The 13,444-nt window shown below is 69.2% G+C and carries 14 protein-coding genes, 1 pseudogene and 1 riboswitch; of the genes and pseudogenes, 5 read left to right on the top strand and 10 right to left on the bottom strand.

Annotation, left to right across the window (positions count from 1 at the left end):
• Complete coding sequence (locus ABD340_RS24625) at positions 1-177, top strand: hypothetical protein (protein WP_344591951.1); 177 nt, start codon at positions 1-3, stop codon at positions 175-177.
• A gap of 143 nt (positions 178-320) precedes the next feature.
• On the opposite strand, the gene ABD340_RS24620 is transcribed toward ABD340_RS24625, so the two are convergent.
• The 8 genes from ABD340_RS24620 to ABD340_RS24580 all read right to left on the bottom strand — a co-directional run bounded on the left by ABD340_RS24620 (position 321) and on the right by ABD340_RS24580 (position 6,610).
• The gene (locus ABD340_RS24620; RefSeq protein ID WP_344591950.1) at positions 321-728 is read right to left on the bottom strand and encodes a TetR/AcrR family transcriptional regulator; all 408 of its coding nucleotides are present in this window, start codon (positions 726-728) and stop codon (positions 321-323) included.
• Between the two features lie 34 nt (positions 729-762).
• Entirely contained in the window at positions 763-1,017 is a 255-nt protein-coding gene (locus tag ABD340_RS24615; protein WP_344591949.1) for a tyrosine-type recombinase/integrase, read from the bottom strand.
• 185 nt (positions 1,018-1,202) lie between these two features.
• Positions 1,203-2,141, bottom strand: a complete 939-nt coding sequence (locus ABD340_RS24610) for a sterol desaturase family protein (RefSeq protein WP_344591947.1) — start codon at positions 2,139-2,141, stop codon at positions 1,203-1,205.
• Between the two features lie 81 nt (positions 2,142-2,222).
• Positions 2,223-3,053 (bottom strand): AraC family transcriptional regulator, encoded by an 831-nt coding sequence (locus ABD340_RS24605; protein WP_344591945.1) that lies wholly within the window; start codon positions 3,051-3,053, stop codon positions 2,223-2,225.
• Positions 3,050-4,885 (bottom strand): DUF3703 domain-containing protein, encoded by a 1,836-nt coding sequence (locus tag ABD340_RS48055; protein ID WP_425547433.1) that lies wholly within the window; start codon positions 4,883-4,885, stop codon positions 3,050-3,052. The genes ABD340_RS24605 and ABD340_RS48055 overlap by 4 nt, the downstream gene beginning before the upstream one ends.
• Complete coding sequence (locus ABD340_RS24590) at positions 4,882-5,256, bottom strand: ArsR/SmtB family transcription factor (protein ID WP_344591944.1); 375 nt, start codon at positions 5,254-5,256, stop codon at positions 4,882-4,884. Before ABD340_RS24590 ends, ABD340_RS48055 begins: the two co-directional genes overlap by 4 nt.
• A 423-nt stretch (positions 5,257-5,679) precedes the next feature.
• Positions 5,680-5,901 carry a heavy-metal-associated domain-containing protein gene (locus ABD340_RS24585; protein ID WP_344591942.1) on the bottom strand — a complete coding sequence of 74 codons (222 nt, stop codon included), beginning with the start codon at positions 5,899-5,901 and terminating at the stop codon, positions 5,680-5,682.
• A gap of 28 nt (positions 5,902-5,929) precedes the next feature.
• Complete coding sequence (locus ABD340_RS24580; protein WP_344593240.1) at positions 5,930-6,610, bottom strand: urease accessory protein UreH domain-containing protein; 681 nt, start codon at positions 6,608-6,610, stop codon at positions 5,930-5,932.
• A gap of 1 nt (position 6,611) precedes the next feature.
• Between ABD340_RS24580 and ABD340_RS24575 the strand changes: the two are divergent.
• Both ABD340_RS24575 and ABD340_RS48050 read left to right on the top strand, forming a co-directional pair.
• Positions 6,612-6,881: pseudogene (locus tag ABD340_RS24575) on the top strand (heavy metal translocating P-type ATPase); the annotation flags it as partial.
• A gap of 210 nt (positions 6,882-7,091) precedes the next feature.
• Positions 7,092-7,397, top strand: a complete 306-nt coding sequence (locus tag ABD340_RS48050) for a tyrosine-type recombinase/integrase (protein ID WP_425547454.1) — start codon at positions 7,092-7,094, stop codon at positions 7,395-7,397.
• Here ABD340_RS48050 and ABD340_RS24570 read toward each other — a convergent pair.
• Together ABD340_RS24570 and ABD340_RS24565 are read right to left on the bottom strand one after the other, a co-directional pair.
• Positions 7,300-8,091 carry a peptidoglycan recognition protein family protein gene (locus ABD340_RS24570; protein WP_344591941.1) on the bottom strand — a complete coding sequence of 264 codons (792 nt, stop codon included), beginning with the start codon at positions 8,089-8,091 and terminating at the stop codon, positions 7,300-7,302. The two genes, ABD340_RS48050 and ABD340_RS24570, sit on opposite strands and share 98 nt — an antisense overlap.
• Before the next feature lie 360 nt (positions 8,092-8,451).
• Positions 8,452-8,599: riboswitch (cyclic di-AMP (ydaO/yuaA leader) on the bottom strand.
• 155 nt (positions 8,600-8,754) lie between these two features.
• Positions 8,755-9,714 (bottom strand): coiled-coil domain-containing protein, encoded by a 960-nt coding sequence (locus ABD340_RS24565; protein ID WP_344591939.1) that lies wholly within the window; start codon positions 9,712-9,714, stop codon positions 8,755-8,757.
• A 1,304-nt stretch (positions 9,715-11,018) separates the two neighbouring features.
• On the opposite strand from ABD340_RS24565, the gene ABD340_RS24560 reads away from it, so the two are divergent.
• A complete protein-coding gene (locus ABD340_RS24560) occupies positions 11,019-12,140 on the top strand; it encodes a PLP-dependent cysteine synthase family protein (protein WP_344591938.1) in 1,122 nt (373 codons plus the stop codon).
• A complete protein-coding gene (locus tag ABD340_RS24555) occupies positions 12,137-13,402 on the top strand; it encodes an MDR family MFS transporter (RefSeq protein ID WP_344591936.1) in 1,266 nt (421 codons plus the stop codon). The genes ABD340_RS24560 and ABD340_RS24555 overlap by 4 nt, the downstream gene beginning before the upstream one ends.
• The last annotated feature ends 42 nt before the right edge of the window (positions 13,403-13,444 follow it).

Raw genomic sequence — 13,444 nt, 5'->3', positions numbered from 1 at the left:
GTGAACTCCGTCGCGAGCGTCTTCTACTATCTGCGCTGGATCGCGCCTGCTTTCAGGCGTACCCCCGGCCCGGCCATCACCCTTCGCCGCGGGCCCCAGGCCGTTGCCTACATCGCTGCGGCGGCGTCGCTCGTCCTGGGCGTGGCCAGTGGCGTCGCGCTGACCGTTCAGACCTGAGCAAGACGCAGGCAGGGCCTAGGAGGCCCCACCCGAGTCCGTGTGACTCGGGGAGGCGTAACTGTGAGTTACGTCTCCCATCACGGCTCAGTTGCCCCGCCGCCGTGATGCCTAGCCAGTCAGCACTGATTAAACGGACTTCGTCACCACTCGGCGGCGTGGCGTGCGGGCAGACGTCCCGCGCGTACCTCCTTCGTCGGACCGTGGACGATGATGTGGACGACGTTGACCAGCCAGACGGTGGGCGGGTCGGCGCGGAAGACGCCTTGTTCCTGACCGCGGTGGATGAGCTCGACCATGCGCCGGGCGGGCTCGTCGTGCAGTTCTCGCACCCGTCCCGCCGGGAGGACCTCCTCGGCGGCGGTCAGTAGGGCTGCGGACTCGGCCGCGAGCTGCCAGCTCGAGGCCAGCAGACGAGCCATGACCTCGCGGGCGTCTTCCAGGTCACTGGAGGCCAAGGTTTCTGCTCCAGCCCCAAGCGCGTCCTTCAGCGCGGCTTCGATCAGGTCGGTCCGGGTGCGGAAGTGCCCGTACAGCGTCATCCGCCCCACGCCCGCGGCCTACGCGATGTCGTCGGTGTTCGCTTCAGGGGCCGAACTCAGCAGCACGCGCGCCGCGGACACGATGCGGGCGATGTTGCGCTCGGCGTCGGTGCGGCGGGCCCAGTGCACGTACGATCGCGCCGCCCTTGGACACGACTCGGGCCCGGCGGAACTTCAGGTCGAGGTCTTCAATGTTCAGGCTGAGGATCTCTTCGGTGCGGGCGGCGGTTTCGTAGAGGAGCCGCCACAGCACCCGCTCGCGCAGCGAATGCGCGTGGTCGGCCAGCAGCTTGTCCAAGCGGGCGCGGGGATGGAGCGGTCGCCGCGACGGGCGGCCTCGCGTCGGGTCAACCGCCGGATTGGTCTCCAGGACCTCTTGGCGCTGCAGCCCAGGTGGTGAACGAGGTGAGCGCGGACATGCCGGTTCTGTTTCACAGGCTCCTGGCGGGACGCGGGCGAGGTGGCCGTTGTCGTCTCTCTGGGTCAAGCGCTGGTGGTGTGCGGGGCGGGGGCTGCGGTGCCGGTGGTGGGGGCGGCGCAGGCCCCTGACGGTTTGAACGGTTCGGTGAGCTGGGCGAGGTAGCCGTCGGGGTAGTGGGGTTTGGCGGCCATGCCCAGGTCGTCCGTAGTGAAGCGGCGGCGCGGGTCGTAGGAGTAGGTGCGCAGGGCGTGGTCCCAGATCAGGGTGAACAGGCCGAAGTTGACGTCGCCGATGCCGGCCCATTTGAGGTGGTGAAAGCGGTGGCCTTCGTTGAGCGCCAGGAGGTGCTTGAGGGGGCCGATGCGGTAGTCGACGTTGGAGTGCTGCAGCAGCAGCTGCACGGCGACGGCTAGGGCAAGTGCGGTGGCCACGTCCAGGGGCAAGCCCGCGATCAGGAGTGGAGTGACGCCGACGGCGGTCTCCAGGGCTTGGTGGAGGGGGTGTTTCATCAGGCCGTTGAATCCGTAGCAGCGGCGGACGCTGTGGTGGACGGCGTGCAGCCGCCACAGCCAGCCGATCTTGTGGCTGGCGTAGTGGACCAGGGTGATCCCGGCGTCGGCGACCACGATCGCGGCCAGGACCTGGAGCGCGAACGGCCAGCCGTTCGGCCAGATGCCGTTCCCGGGGATTAGGGCGGCCAGCAGCGGGAGGGCGGCGACGCTGCCCAGGGTGAGGGTCTCATTGACGATGGCGTGGGCGGCGTCGCGGCGGTCGTCGTCTTGCGGGGTGTTCCAGGCGTTCTCGTACGGCAGCAGCCGTTCGGCGGCGAAGGAGCAGGCCACCGCGCCCCCCAGCAGAGCCAGCAACCAGGCTTTGCCTATGCCGTCGGCGACGCCGGTGGTGATCAGGGCGACGGCAGTGCCGTTGGCGCCCAGCAGCATGAACGGCACGTATCCGTACCGCACCAGCGCGGCTGTCTTTGTTGTCGTGGTTGTGGTCATGGCATCCAGGCTGGCCGTCACCCCGGGGCGGGGGCTTGAACGTAGCGGCTGACCTCGCCCGCCCCTGCGGGGCGCGCGGGGTTAGTGCCAGTGCAGGTGGCGGGCGGCGGTCGAGGGGGCCAGGCCGAACATGGCGTGGAAGACGCGGGTCAGGTGGGCGCTGTCGGCGAACCCGGCGGCGTGCGCGGCGGCGGTGAGGGTGCCGCCGCCGCGGACCGTCGCCATGGCGGCCTGCAGCCGGGCCCACCGCACGCAGGTGGTGAACGGCAGCCCCAGTTGTTGGGTGAACACATGGCGCAGGCGGCTGGCCGACAGGCCTGCCCGGGCGGCGACGGTCTCCAGCCGGACCGGGGCGCCGGCGGCGATGAGTTCGGGCAGCGCCGCCAGCGCGGTGTGCAGCGGGCCGCCCTCGGGCGGGGCCGCGGGGTCTGCGAGTCCGGCCAGCGTGCCTACGGCCCGGTCGGCCGCTGCGATGCCCGCCCCAGGATCGGCAAGCAGGTCGTCGGCGGTGTCGGTGATGACCGGCACGGCGGGACCGGCGGCCGCCTGCCAGACGGCGACCCGGCTACCAGGGTCGTCGTCCGCCGCCGGGGGGTGCGCGGTCGCCTGTTCCAGCCGTGCGGTCAGCGCCCGGGCCTGGCGGCCGGCCGGGTCGAGGTAGACCATCACGCCGCAGGCGTCGTCGGCCTGGATGGTGTGCGCGGCTCCGGCGGGGATCACCGCCGCGCGGACCGGCCGCGCGTGCCCGCCGGCGTCGGTGAGCACGACGTCGCCGCTGACGGCCACCAGCAGCTGCACCGCGGCGTGCGAGTGGGTGTGGGCCGACCCGAGCCGGCCGGCGAAGGTGAGCCGGCCGGGCCGCAGCCGGACCGCCACCGCCCAGGACCGGTCCCCGGTGATCGGCTCGGTCATCGGGGCAGGAGCGCGGCCAGGCCGGCGGGCACCGGCATAGGCTGGGGCAGGCCGACGCGGGCGCGGCCGGTGTTGCCCTCGGGGTAGCGGCCCAGCGCCGAGCCCGGGGCGGCAACGATGATGTGGATCACTTGGCCGGACGCTGTGTGACGGTCACGCTGGTGGACGGCGAGCCCATGGACGAGGGTGCGGCCGCGATGACGGCGCGGTATTTGCCGCCAGCGTTCGGCTGTGGTGGTTCGATGTAGATGTGGTCCAGGTCGTGGTGGGCCAGCAGTTCGCTCAGGCGGGTCTGGTTCTGATGCCAGAGGGCGTCGGGGTCGCTGTGGAGCGCAGGGTGCGTGCGGATGCGCAGCGTGGTGGGGGCGGTCTGGACGATCTGGAACAGCTCCAGTCCCGGCACGGCCTCCAGCAGGGTGGCCAGCGGCAGCGGGGCGAGGGTGGCCTGCTCGCCGTCGGGCCGGGGGAAGGTGATGGTCGGCCGCGCGGCCCTGAACGCGGATGGCCGGGCCGGGGTTGCCGCATGGGCAGCGGTCGGGACGGGCCTGGACGGCGTCGCCGAGGTCGTAGCGCAGGATCGGCTGGAGGTGGTTGGCCAGGTTGGTTGACCCCCGGCCTTCAGCCAGGTGAGCAGCATTCGCGCCATCATCGCGCCGGTCACCGCGGCCGCGCGGGCGTCTTGCAGGAAGATGCCCTGCGTGCCGGTGGTGCCTGAGGTGGTGGTCAGCGTGTAGCGGTCGGCGAACGGCTCGGCGATGCGCGCGGGGTCGTCGGCGAACGCCCTGGCCTGGGCCAGGGCGACCGCGGGGTCGGCGCCCCAATCGTCGATGGCGGCGCATCAGCTCGCTCTTGCGGGTGACTGGCAGGTCGGCCAGGTCGGCTGCCCCGGCGGGGAGGTCCCGGTACAGGTGCCGGTTGTAGGGCGAGCGTGTGCGCGCCCAGGCCGCGAGCTCGGCCAGGCGAGCTTGCTGTCGGGAGGCCATGGCCTGTTCGCCGCCGGCCTCGGCGCGGCGGGTGTCGGCCAGCAGCCGCACCGTCGAGACCTTCATCGCTGGTGGTTTCCTTCCTCGCGGCCAGCGGCGTTGGTCCTGTTTGTGGTGTCGATGCTCGTGGTGGCGGGGGCGTCGGTCCGGCAGCAGTCGTCGGCGCAGCCGGCGTCCTTCGCCGTGGTGGCGCCATCGCTGGTGGGGGAGAGGGGGGCGCGGGCAGCAGGCGTCCCCGCGCCAGGCTTCGCGGCCTTCCTTGACCGCGACGGTGGCGATGACCAAGGCGGCGATCGGGTCGGCCCAGGACCAGCCGAACAGGCTGTTGACCGCCAGCCCGACCAGCAGCACCGCCGACAGGTAGGTGCACAGCAGGGTCTGCTTGGAGTCTGCGACCGCGCTGGCCGACCCGAGCTCGCGGCCGGCGCGGCGCTGGGCGTGCGACAGGAACGGCATGATCGCCAAGCTCAGCGCCGCCAGCACCAGCCCGGCCGTGGAGTGCTCGGCCTCGCCTCCGCCGACCAGGGCGCGCACCGAGTCAATGCTGACGTAGGCGGCCAGCGCGAAGAACGACACCGCGATGATCCGCAGCGTCCGTTTCTCCCGCCGCTCCACCAGCTCCGGGTCGCGGGCGGAGAACTGCCAGGCGACGGCGGCCGCGGAGGCGACCTCGATCACCGAGTCCAGCCCGAACGCCACCAGCGCGCCACTGGAGGCCAGGGTCCCGGCGGTGACCGCGACGACGGCCTCGATCACGTTGTAGGTGATGGTGGCGGCCACCAGCCACCGCACCCGCCGTGCCAGCACGGCCCGCCGCCGCGGAGAGGGGTCCAGCGCCAGCACTGTCATGCCCGTGCCTCCGGCTCGGGAGCGCACGCGCCCAACTGCTGGTCGGTGCCGGTGCCGTAGGTCGGGCAGAGCGCGACGGCGCGGTCGGTGGCCGCCAGGAGGTGCTCGGCCGAGCGCAGCAGGTCCAGCAGTTCGGGGGTTGCGATGAAGTAGAACGACTGGCGGCCCTGGGCGCGGTAGTCCACGAGCATGCAGCCGCGCAGGCAGGCCAGGTGCTTGGACACCGTGGACTGCGCCAGTCCCAGCTCGCGTGTCAGGTCCACCACCCGCGCCTCGCCCCGGGCCAGCCGCTGCACGATCGACAACCGCACCGGGTCGGCCAGCGAGTGGAACAGCGCCGCCGCCGGCGCCAGCCCATCCAACGAAGTCATTCCATAATCGGAATCAATCGACATATCGTGATGATATCGAAGTAATGTGATCCATCAAGGCGCGTTTCCGGTGGCGGTCACCCTGGCCTCCTTGGCCTGGGCGGATGGCTGACCGACACCGCGGGCATCACCGCTGTCTACACCGCCGGGGCCGTCCCGCTGGCCGCCGCCGCGATCGGGCGCGCCGGACTCACCGGCCACAGCACGCCGAGCAACAGCTCCACCGGCCACACTGATTAGTGGGGATTTCCGTTCGCCTGGCGCGGCCGGGTCCGAGGGCGGTGGTGGCCGGCAGACCGGTCAGCGCGACGATCGTCCAGGGGGCTGCCGTGCGGCGGCGGGCACGTGAACGACAGGTATAGCCCGACCCGTCGGTAGGGGGCGAACGTGGATACCAAGCCGTTCGACGTGCCCGCGCCGTTGCTAGGTCACTGGTGAGGCGTGGTAGCCGAGTTCCTCGATCGCGCGGATCACCTCGTCGGGACCGCTCTGGCTGGTGTCGAGTTCGACGGTGCTGCGTCGATGTTTGATCGTGGTCTGGGTGGCGTGCACGCCTGGCAGGTCCTCCAGGGCGTCGTCGATCAGCAGCGCGCAGCTGCCGCAGTGCATGCCGTCGACCTGGAAGACGTGGGTGGTAGTGGCCATGGTGAAATTCCTCGTTCGTGCGGATGCTTCAGACGATGGTGATCAGGCCGGTGTACATGCCCATGCCGCAGGCATAGTCGAGACGCCCGGGTTGTAGGACGCCCAGGTCGATGCGGGTCTCACCGTTGACCGGCAGGATCTTCTGTTCGCCTCGGATGATGAAGGACCGGATGCAGCCCTGGGCGCCGTCGGACTTGATCACCAGCGTGGTGGGGACGCGGGAGCGGACCTGGACGTTGGCGGGGCTGTAGGAATTGGTGCGCGCGGTGATCACGACGGTCTGCTGGCCGTTCTCCGTGGTGGCGGCCATGGTGGCGGCCGGTGCCTCGCCGGCGATCCCGGCCGTTTGCCCGATCCTGCTGGCCGCCAGCGGTGATCCGGCCAGTTCCAAGCCCCCGTTGAGGGTGTAGAGACCCATGCCCAGTACCACCAGGCCGGTAACCACGGTCAGCCTGCCCCTCCAGGCGGTGGCGGCCTTGCGGGCGGCATATCCCAATACGGCGAACAGTGGACCGGTACCCAGCACGAAGACCGCCATTGTTGCCGCACCGGCCAGCGGGGATCCCGAGGCCAGTGCCAGCGCCTCCACCGATATCGTCACCCCGCAGGGGATGAGGACGGTGGCCAGGCCGAGCAGCGCCGGTGCCAGCGCGGCCTGGGAGCGGGCCTGGTTGCGGACGATCCGCGTCCAGGAGGGCGGCGGTTCGATCACCGGCCGTGGCGCGCGGCTGGGGATCCTGATCAAAGGCTCGGAGGTGCTGGAGTCCACCTGCCGCACCGACACCGTGGTCCTGGACAAGACCGGCACCGTCACCACCGGCAAGATGAGCCTGCTCAGCGTGCACACCGCCGAGGGCGTCGAGGAATCGCAGGCGCTGCGGCTGGCCGGTGCGCCAGAGCACGCCCCCGAGCATCCCATCGCCCACGCCATCACCATCGCCGCCCAGCAACGCCTCGGCGAGCTGCCCGCGGTCGAGGACCTGCGTGGCCATCATCAGCGGCATTCAGGGGAGGGGCACCGATGAGCGCCGACAGGTTCCAGGTGTGGGCCGCCGCGCGTACAGCGGCCACCCGAACGCCGCCGTCACGCCGAGCGAGATCAGCGTGTCCATGGTGGCGGCGCCCCGTCGACGAGTTGTACCACGGCACCTGGTTCGACGAGGCCCGCCGTGTCGAGTCGGTCAAGACGCATGCCGCGCTGGGCGGCAAGCTCGTGCACGGCTGCCAGTCCAAAGCGGACTCGTACGGCGACCGAGGTGCTCGACGGCATCGCAGACCGGACCAGGATCGAGGTCGCGGCCGGGACGAGGAGTTCACCCCACGCGCTGCGGCACACCCTCGGCACCACCCTGGCCCGGCAGGGCGTGGACGTGGTCACCCTCGCCGACATGCGATCCCTCATGCGAGGAGCTTCGCGGGGACGGCTTTGGCGACTTCGTCTCGGAGACGTGGGAGTGTGGGGGCGAACTTGTACCCGCAGCAATCGGTGTCGTTGAACTTCATGTGCGGCACGATGGCCTCGTGCGGGTTGAGGTCGTACTGAACGGACAGCCAGGCGCACATGCGAACCAAGGAGGCGAGCAGTCGGCGGGGTGGCATGACCGTGTTGTAGGTGCCTTCGCATTCGATCCCCACTGAGAAGTCGTTCGCCCCCGCCACGTGGGTTCCCACGACCATTTCGCCGTCGCGGGCGGCGGCGAGGCTGCCGGTTCGTCCTTCGAGTACGTGACCACCGCGGCTGATGGTGAACTGCTGACCGGTGTCGCCCCACCCCTGGTCCATGTGCACGTTCTGGATCGAACGTGCGAGGCGCTGGGCCTGCGCCAGTGAGTAGTCGTCGACGTTGTCGGTGAAGGTGTGGTGGACGACGATGTACTTTGGACCAGACTTCACGGTCGCCGTCCTCTCGGCCTCGCGGGCTCCCCACCGTTCGGTCGCGTGAATGAGTGGAGCGGTGGCCGACTTGCCGGGCTTCCGGGACTTCCGGGACGCGCGAGGGCTGTCTTCGCGGGACGCTTCATCAGGGGTAGCACTGGCCTGCCGTGCGCTTCGCTCGGGTGACGAGCCCAGCGTCCCGACCACGCCGAATGCCGCTCCGGTTGCGAGGATGCCGCCGCCGAGCAGGACGGCGCGGCGGGGCAGGAGGCTACCGGGGGGATCGGCGTTGCGGTGCCTGCCGTTGTAGTCCATGGGGGTTCTTCCTTTGATGGTTCGCCCAGGGCACAGCCGGGAAATGGGCAGGCCGAAGGGCAGGCGGTATCGACCGCCTGTGATGAGGGAATGGGATGCGCGACGAGCGAATAATTCGGGGAAGCTCAGCAAGCACTACTGCTGGTAGTAGTGCATAAATTGCGAATTAGTTGCGCATATGGGCGCGGGGCCCAGGGGAGTGGGGCAGCAGCCAGCTGTGATCAGGGGGACGCTTGATGTGGGATCTACGTCACTGGCTGCGTCGACTCTCCGTCACGGCCGCCCGGAGGCGGCTGTGGCCGTCCATGCACGGGGGGCAAGTCGTGGTGGCCGGGCTCTGACCAGCGTGCGCGTTCATGTCTCTCCTCTCCTTGACTGCCGACCGGGTTAGCTGACGGGTTCGGACCAGGAGGAGGCCCTACCGCGACGGCGGGTCGCGGACTCACCCCAAGGAATGGGTCCCCGGTTTCCAGGCGTCGGGCGCCATGGAATTAGGCGGATGATCCTCCATCTTTCAGAGAGATGGAGGTCGGCTACTACGAAACATAGGAGATGATGTAGCGGTTTGCCAAACTTCTCTAGGTAAAATCCAATAATGATCTACCTGCGCGGGCGGCCGTTCCCAGCCGCTTGAGGGTCGGTGCCCTGCCGGGGTTGGCTGGTTCAGAGGACGGAGACGTGGGGGTGGTCGTAGTGGTTGGCGGTGACGCTTCCCCGGTCCTCCATCTGCCGCCAGCCGGGGTTGCGCATGTCGTAGATGCGCTGGCGCCAGATGACGTACTTGATGCCGAGCCGGGACGCGTTGCTGATGACGTACTGCGCGACGGAGTCGCCGTGCGCGGTCGCGCTGGCCGTGGGCATACGGCCGCCTGTGCTCTCCATGAAGTCGCAGGCGCGGCCCGTTCCGTGGTCCTGCGGGTCCCCGGGCCTGTGGCAGCCGATCGTGGGGAAGGGGCCGAACTTCCCGTCGACCTCCTGGAGGACCTGCCGCATGCGCGGCGTCATGTAGTTGCCGACCAGGGGTGACTTCGTCTTGCCGCTGACGCCGTCCGGACGACCCTGCTTGGGCGTCTCGGGCTTGTGCTTGGCCAGCAGCTTCTTGACCTTCTTGCGTTGACCTGCCAGGTCGTCGAGCTCGCGCTGAGCTGCTTTGATCTTCGCTTGGGCGGTCCGGTGGGACTGTTTCGCGGCGGCGGAGAGGTCGGTGACGCGTTGGATACGGCGGTTGTTGTTGCGGGCGAGGTACTCGGTGATGACCACGCCGCGCATGGACGCGCCGTCCGTGGCGAGCATGGCCTGAACGGGATCGCCTCCGCCGGCCATGTAGGATCCGGCCGCCATGGTGCGGATCTGGGATCGTGCGGCGTCGAGTTCCCGGTTGCGCCGCTCGCTGTCCACCGTTGCTCGCTCGGCGGCGCGTCTGGCGTCGCGGAGCAATTCCAGATTGCCGCGATACTCCTTCTCCAGGCGTGCGGCCTGCTTCTCCAGCTTCGCCAGCTCTTGCTTCGTGTCTTCGGGTGCGGTCGGCTGCGACTGAGCATGGCCGACAGGAACACTCGGAACACCGGCGAGTGCGGCGGTGGCGGCCAGGGCAATGGCGCTACGGCGTGTCGCCCGGCGCACCGAAACAATCCTTGGGGAAAGGGGCTGGAGCGGCAACGCCCGGTCTCCTCTCGCATATGCTGCACTGCTGGCCCGGCCTGGTCGGCGGCCGCTTCGAGGGAAAGCGGGCGCATCGTGGCTGAGTCCGGTCCCTGACGGTGCTCGGGCCGAACATGTCCAAGGGATCGTCAAGCGGACGTAAAGATACTATCTACCATAGTAGAGGCCGCCGGGCAGGGGATTTGCAGATTGCCTGCATCTGGCCTGCCTGGTTCATCGTCCATCTGGGCTGTGGGTGGACTCTGGAGCGGATCCGGGCACGAGCGGTCAGCGTTCAACGGTGCTGCTCACTTGGGACTTTGGGCATTTGAAACACCCGCCTGGGGTGAGTGGCCCATGCTTGGTGGCGCAGGGGTGTGGACGTGGCGCCCTCAGGGGGCTGCCTTGGGGGCGGTGGGGTGGAGGGATCCGGCTGCCGGTTTTGACAACATCTACTAGGGTTCACAGTAGTCGGTGCCCGCGCCGCGGGCGCTGCCGCATTGGTGCCAGGCGTGGCCCATGGGCGTTCCTCATTGCGCGCCGAAGCGTGTCGCAGTGTTGTTGTGATCGGTTTGCTGAGGTCACGCCAAGAATCAACCGCCAGATCAGCCCGTATTCTTCTGTCCTGCTTCCGTTATCAGGTTGATATATGCGATGTAAGACTGGCATAGTCGACGCGATGTCCGCCGTAGATGCGTCCCCGAATGCACGGGGCATATTGACCAAGCAGTCGTATATGCGGGTCATCCCCGTGCTGCTTGTGCTATTGAGCTTGGCGTTCATGCACGGCGCGTGCATGACGCACGATGGCGCTGCCCACGCGGGCATCGGTGCCCATGCCGGTGCCGCCTCGGCGGATGGGGCTGGGCATGTGCATCCTCCCGAGGTGGAGGGGCACCAGCACGACCATGGGCCCGACCACGATCCATGCTGTACTTACGCGCCGGAGGCTGCCCCTGCGGCCCTGCTGACGGTCATGGCCTTGCTCCTGCTCGTTGCTTTGGGCGCGGTTGGACGAGGACTGATTCAGGACGGCGCTCTCCAACGAGCTCTGGCCGGTCTTTGCCCGCGACGAGGCCGTCCCCCTCGGGTCTCGCCTCGTCACGCCCTGTGCGTGCTGCGCCTCTAGAGATCCCGCGCGCCGTCACCGCTCAGCCGGGCTCCGTGCTCCCAGTCGAAGGAGCGGAGCTCCTGGTGACGACGTGCCGACACATGTCCTCGGCCGGTCGACGGCCAACGCAAATGTCGCCAACGGAACGGGGCCACCCGTTCGGGGGATCTTCACCATGGAATCGAATACCCGTCTCGCACGCCCGGAACCCGCCTTCACCAAGACCTCGGGCCAGCGCGGCAGCTCATCTCTGTCCCTCGCCATCGGCAACACGCCGGTGGCGAGGATCTCCGACCCCTTCGTGCCCATGCCGGGCGCCTTCTCGGCCAAGCTCGAAGGATTCAACCCTGGCGGGATCAAGGACCGCCCCGCCCTGCACATGATCCGGCGGGCACGGGCTCGCGGCGAGCTGGTGCCCGGCGGAACCATCGTCGAGTCCACCAGCGGGACCCTGGGGCTCGGACTGGCGCTGGCCGGCATCATCCTCGGCCATCCGGTGGTCCTGGTCGCCGATCCCGGCCTGGAACCGCTGATGTGCGGCATGCTACGCGCCTACGGGGTGCGCCTGGAGATCGTGCCCCGGCCCGACCCGGTCGGCGGCTGGCAGGAGGCCCGGAGGCAGCGCGTGCGCGAGCTGATGGCCACGCTGCCCGGCGCCTACTGCCCCGACCAGTACAACAACCCCGACAACGTCGACGCCTACGCCGGCCTCGCGCACGAACTGCTCGGCCAGTTCCCGCACATCGACGTGCTCGTGTGCGCGGTCGGCACGGGCGGGCACAGCGCCGGCGTCTACCAGGTGCTCAAGCGGCAGTTCCCTGATCTGCGGCTGGTCGGCGTGGACGCCGTCGGGTCGACGATCTTCGGCCAGCCTGCCCGACCACGGCTCATGCGAGGTCTGGGCAGCAGTATCTACCCGCGCAATATCGCCTACGACTCCTTCAGCGAGGTGCACTGGGTCAACCCTGCCGAAGCCGTGTGGGCGTGCCGCGAACTGGCCAAGCACCACTACGTCACCGGCGGCTGGAGCACCGGAGCCGTGGCCCTGGTGTCCCGGTGGCTCGCGGGAGCGCTGCCCGGCGATCCCACCGTGGTCGCCATCTTCCCCGACGGGCCGTTCCGCTACTGGAACACCGTCTATGACGACGACTACTGCCGCGGGCATGACCTGCTCGCCGGCCCTCCCGCCGGCGAACCCGACGAGATCGCCCATCCGGGTGACCGGGTTGTCGAGCGCTGGACCCGCTGCACGACCGTGGCGGACCCGCTGACCTGGATCGAAGGAGCCGCCGAATGATCGCCACGATCAAGGGGTTCGGGTCCTTCGGCCGGCCGGCCCAGATGCTGTTCGTCAACCAGGCGGGGATCAACATCGGCTTCTACATGCTGATGCCCTACCTCGCCGACCACCTGACCAACGGCATGGGGCTGGCGGTCTGGCTGGTCGGCCTCATCCTGGGGCTGCGCAACTTCAGCCAGCAGGGGATGTTCCTCATCGGGGGCACCCTCGCCGACCGGGTGGGCTACAAGCCCATGATCATGCTGGGCTGCGGGCTCCGGGTCATCGGGTTCGGCCTGTTCGCCTTCTCGGCGGCCGTGCCCGCGCTGATCATCGCATCGGCGCTGACGGGATTCGCCGGAGCCCTGTTCAACCCCGCAGCGCGCGCGTACCTCGCCCACGAAGAGCCCGAACGGCGGGTCGAGGCGTTCGCGATGTTCAACGTCTTCTACCAGACCGGGATCCTCATCGGACCGCTGGTGGGCCTCCTGCTGCTGCGCGCGGACTTCCAGACGGTGTGCCTGGGAGCGGCGGCCATCTTCGCCGTGCTGACCGTGCTGCAGTGGTTCCTCCTGCCCGCCCGCACCGGGGCGGAGGCCGACTCGAACCGGCCGGTCCTCACCGACTGGCGCGAGGCCTTCGGAAACCGCACCTTCCTCGGGTTCTCCGTTGCGATGATCGCTTCCTACGCCTTGTCCTTCCAGGTCTACCTGGGGCTGCCGCTGGAGGTCCGCCGCGTCACCGGAGGCGAATTCGGCGTGGTGGCGCTGTTCGTGATCTCCGCGCTGCTCGGCATGACGGGCCAGGTACGGCTGACGGCCTGGTGCAAGAAGCGCTGGAGCCCCGGGCAGACGATGTCGCACGGCCTCACCGTCATGGCGCTGTCGTTCGTCGCCTTGATCGTGGGGCAGTGGTTCACCGGGGCGCTGGCCGGACTGATCGCCATTCTCATCTGCACCACCGGGCTCACCGTCGGCACGATGATGGTCTTCCCGTTCGAGATGGCCACCATCGCCGCCCTGGCACGCGGTCGCCTGATCGGTACCTACTACGGGCTCTACAACCTGCTGTCAGGCGTGGGCATCCTGCTGGGAAACCTCATGAGCGGAGCCGCTCTGGACCTGTCCCGTGCCACCGGCGTGGCCGCCCTTCCCTGGCTGGTGCTCCTCGGCGGCGGCCTGGCGTCCGCCCTGGCGGTGCGGAGGTTGGACCGCGCTGGAAAGCTGACTGAGCCCGACCTTGCGGCAGAGCAAGGCCGCAAGGCGGTCGCCGCACGATGAGCGATCTAAGGGCAAGCATTGGCTATATACCCTTAGGGGTAT

The organism is Actinomadura vinacea (assembly GCF_039532545.1).
In the GTDB taxonomy this organism is placed as follows: Bacteria; Actinomycetota; Actinomycetes; order Streptosporangiales; family Streptosporangiaceae; genus Spirillospora; species Spirillospora vinacea.
Note: the sequence above shows the minus strand (reverse complement) of the source record. Positions and strands in the feature narration are given on the sequence as shown.

What these genes read in the sequence shown, in the direction of transcription:
- ABD340_RS24590 (WP_344591944.1), bottom strand. Translation starts at nt 5,256, where the DNA reads ATGACTTCGTTGGATGGGCTGGCGCCGGCGGCGGCGCTGTTCCACTCG.
- ABD340_RS48050 (WP_425547454.1), top strand. Translation starts at nt 7,092, where the DNA reads ATGCCGCGCTGGGCGGCAAGCTCGTGCACGGCTGCCAGTCCAAAGCGG.
- ABD340_RS24560 (WP_344591938.1), top strand. Translation starts at nt 11,019, where the DNA reads ATGGAATCGAATACCCGTCTCGCACGCCCGGAACCCGCCTTCACCAAG.
- ABD340_RS48055 (WP_425547433.1), bottom strand. Translation starts at nt 4,885, where the DNA reads ATGACAGTGCTGGCGCTGGACCCCTCTCCGCGGCGGCGGGCCGTGCTG.
- ABD340_RS24585 (WP_344591942.1), bottom strand. Translation starts at nt 5,901, where the DNA reads ATGGCCACTACCACCCACGTCTTCCAGGTCGACGGCATGCACTGCGGC.
- ABD340_RS24555 (WP_344591936.1), top strand. Translation starts at nt 12,137, where the DNA reads ATGATCGCCACGATCAAGGGGTTCGGGTCCTTCGGCCGGCCGGCCCAG.
- ABD340_RS24605 (WP_344591945.1), bottom strand. Translation starts at nt 3,053, where the DNA reads ATGACCGAGCCGATCACCGGGGACCGGTCCTGGGCGGTGGCGGTCCGG.
- ABD340_RS24570 (WP_344591941.1), bottom strand. Translation starts at nt 8,091, where the DNA reads ATGGACTACAACGGCAGGCACCGCAACGCCGATCCCCCCGGTAGCCTC.
- ABD340_RS24610 (WP_344591947.1), bottom strand. Translation starts at nt 2,141, where the DNA reads ATGACCACAACCACGACAACAAAGACAGCCGCGCTGGTGCGGTACGGA.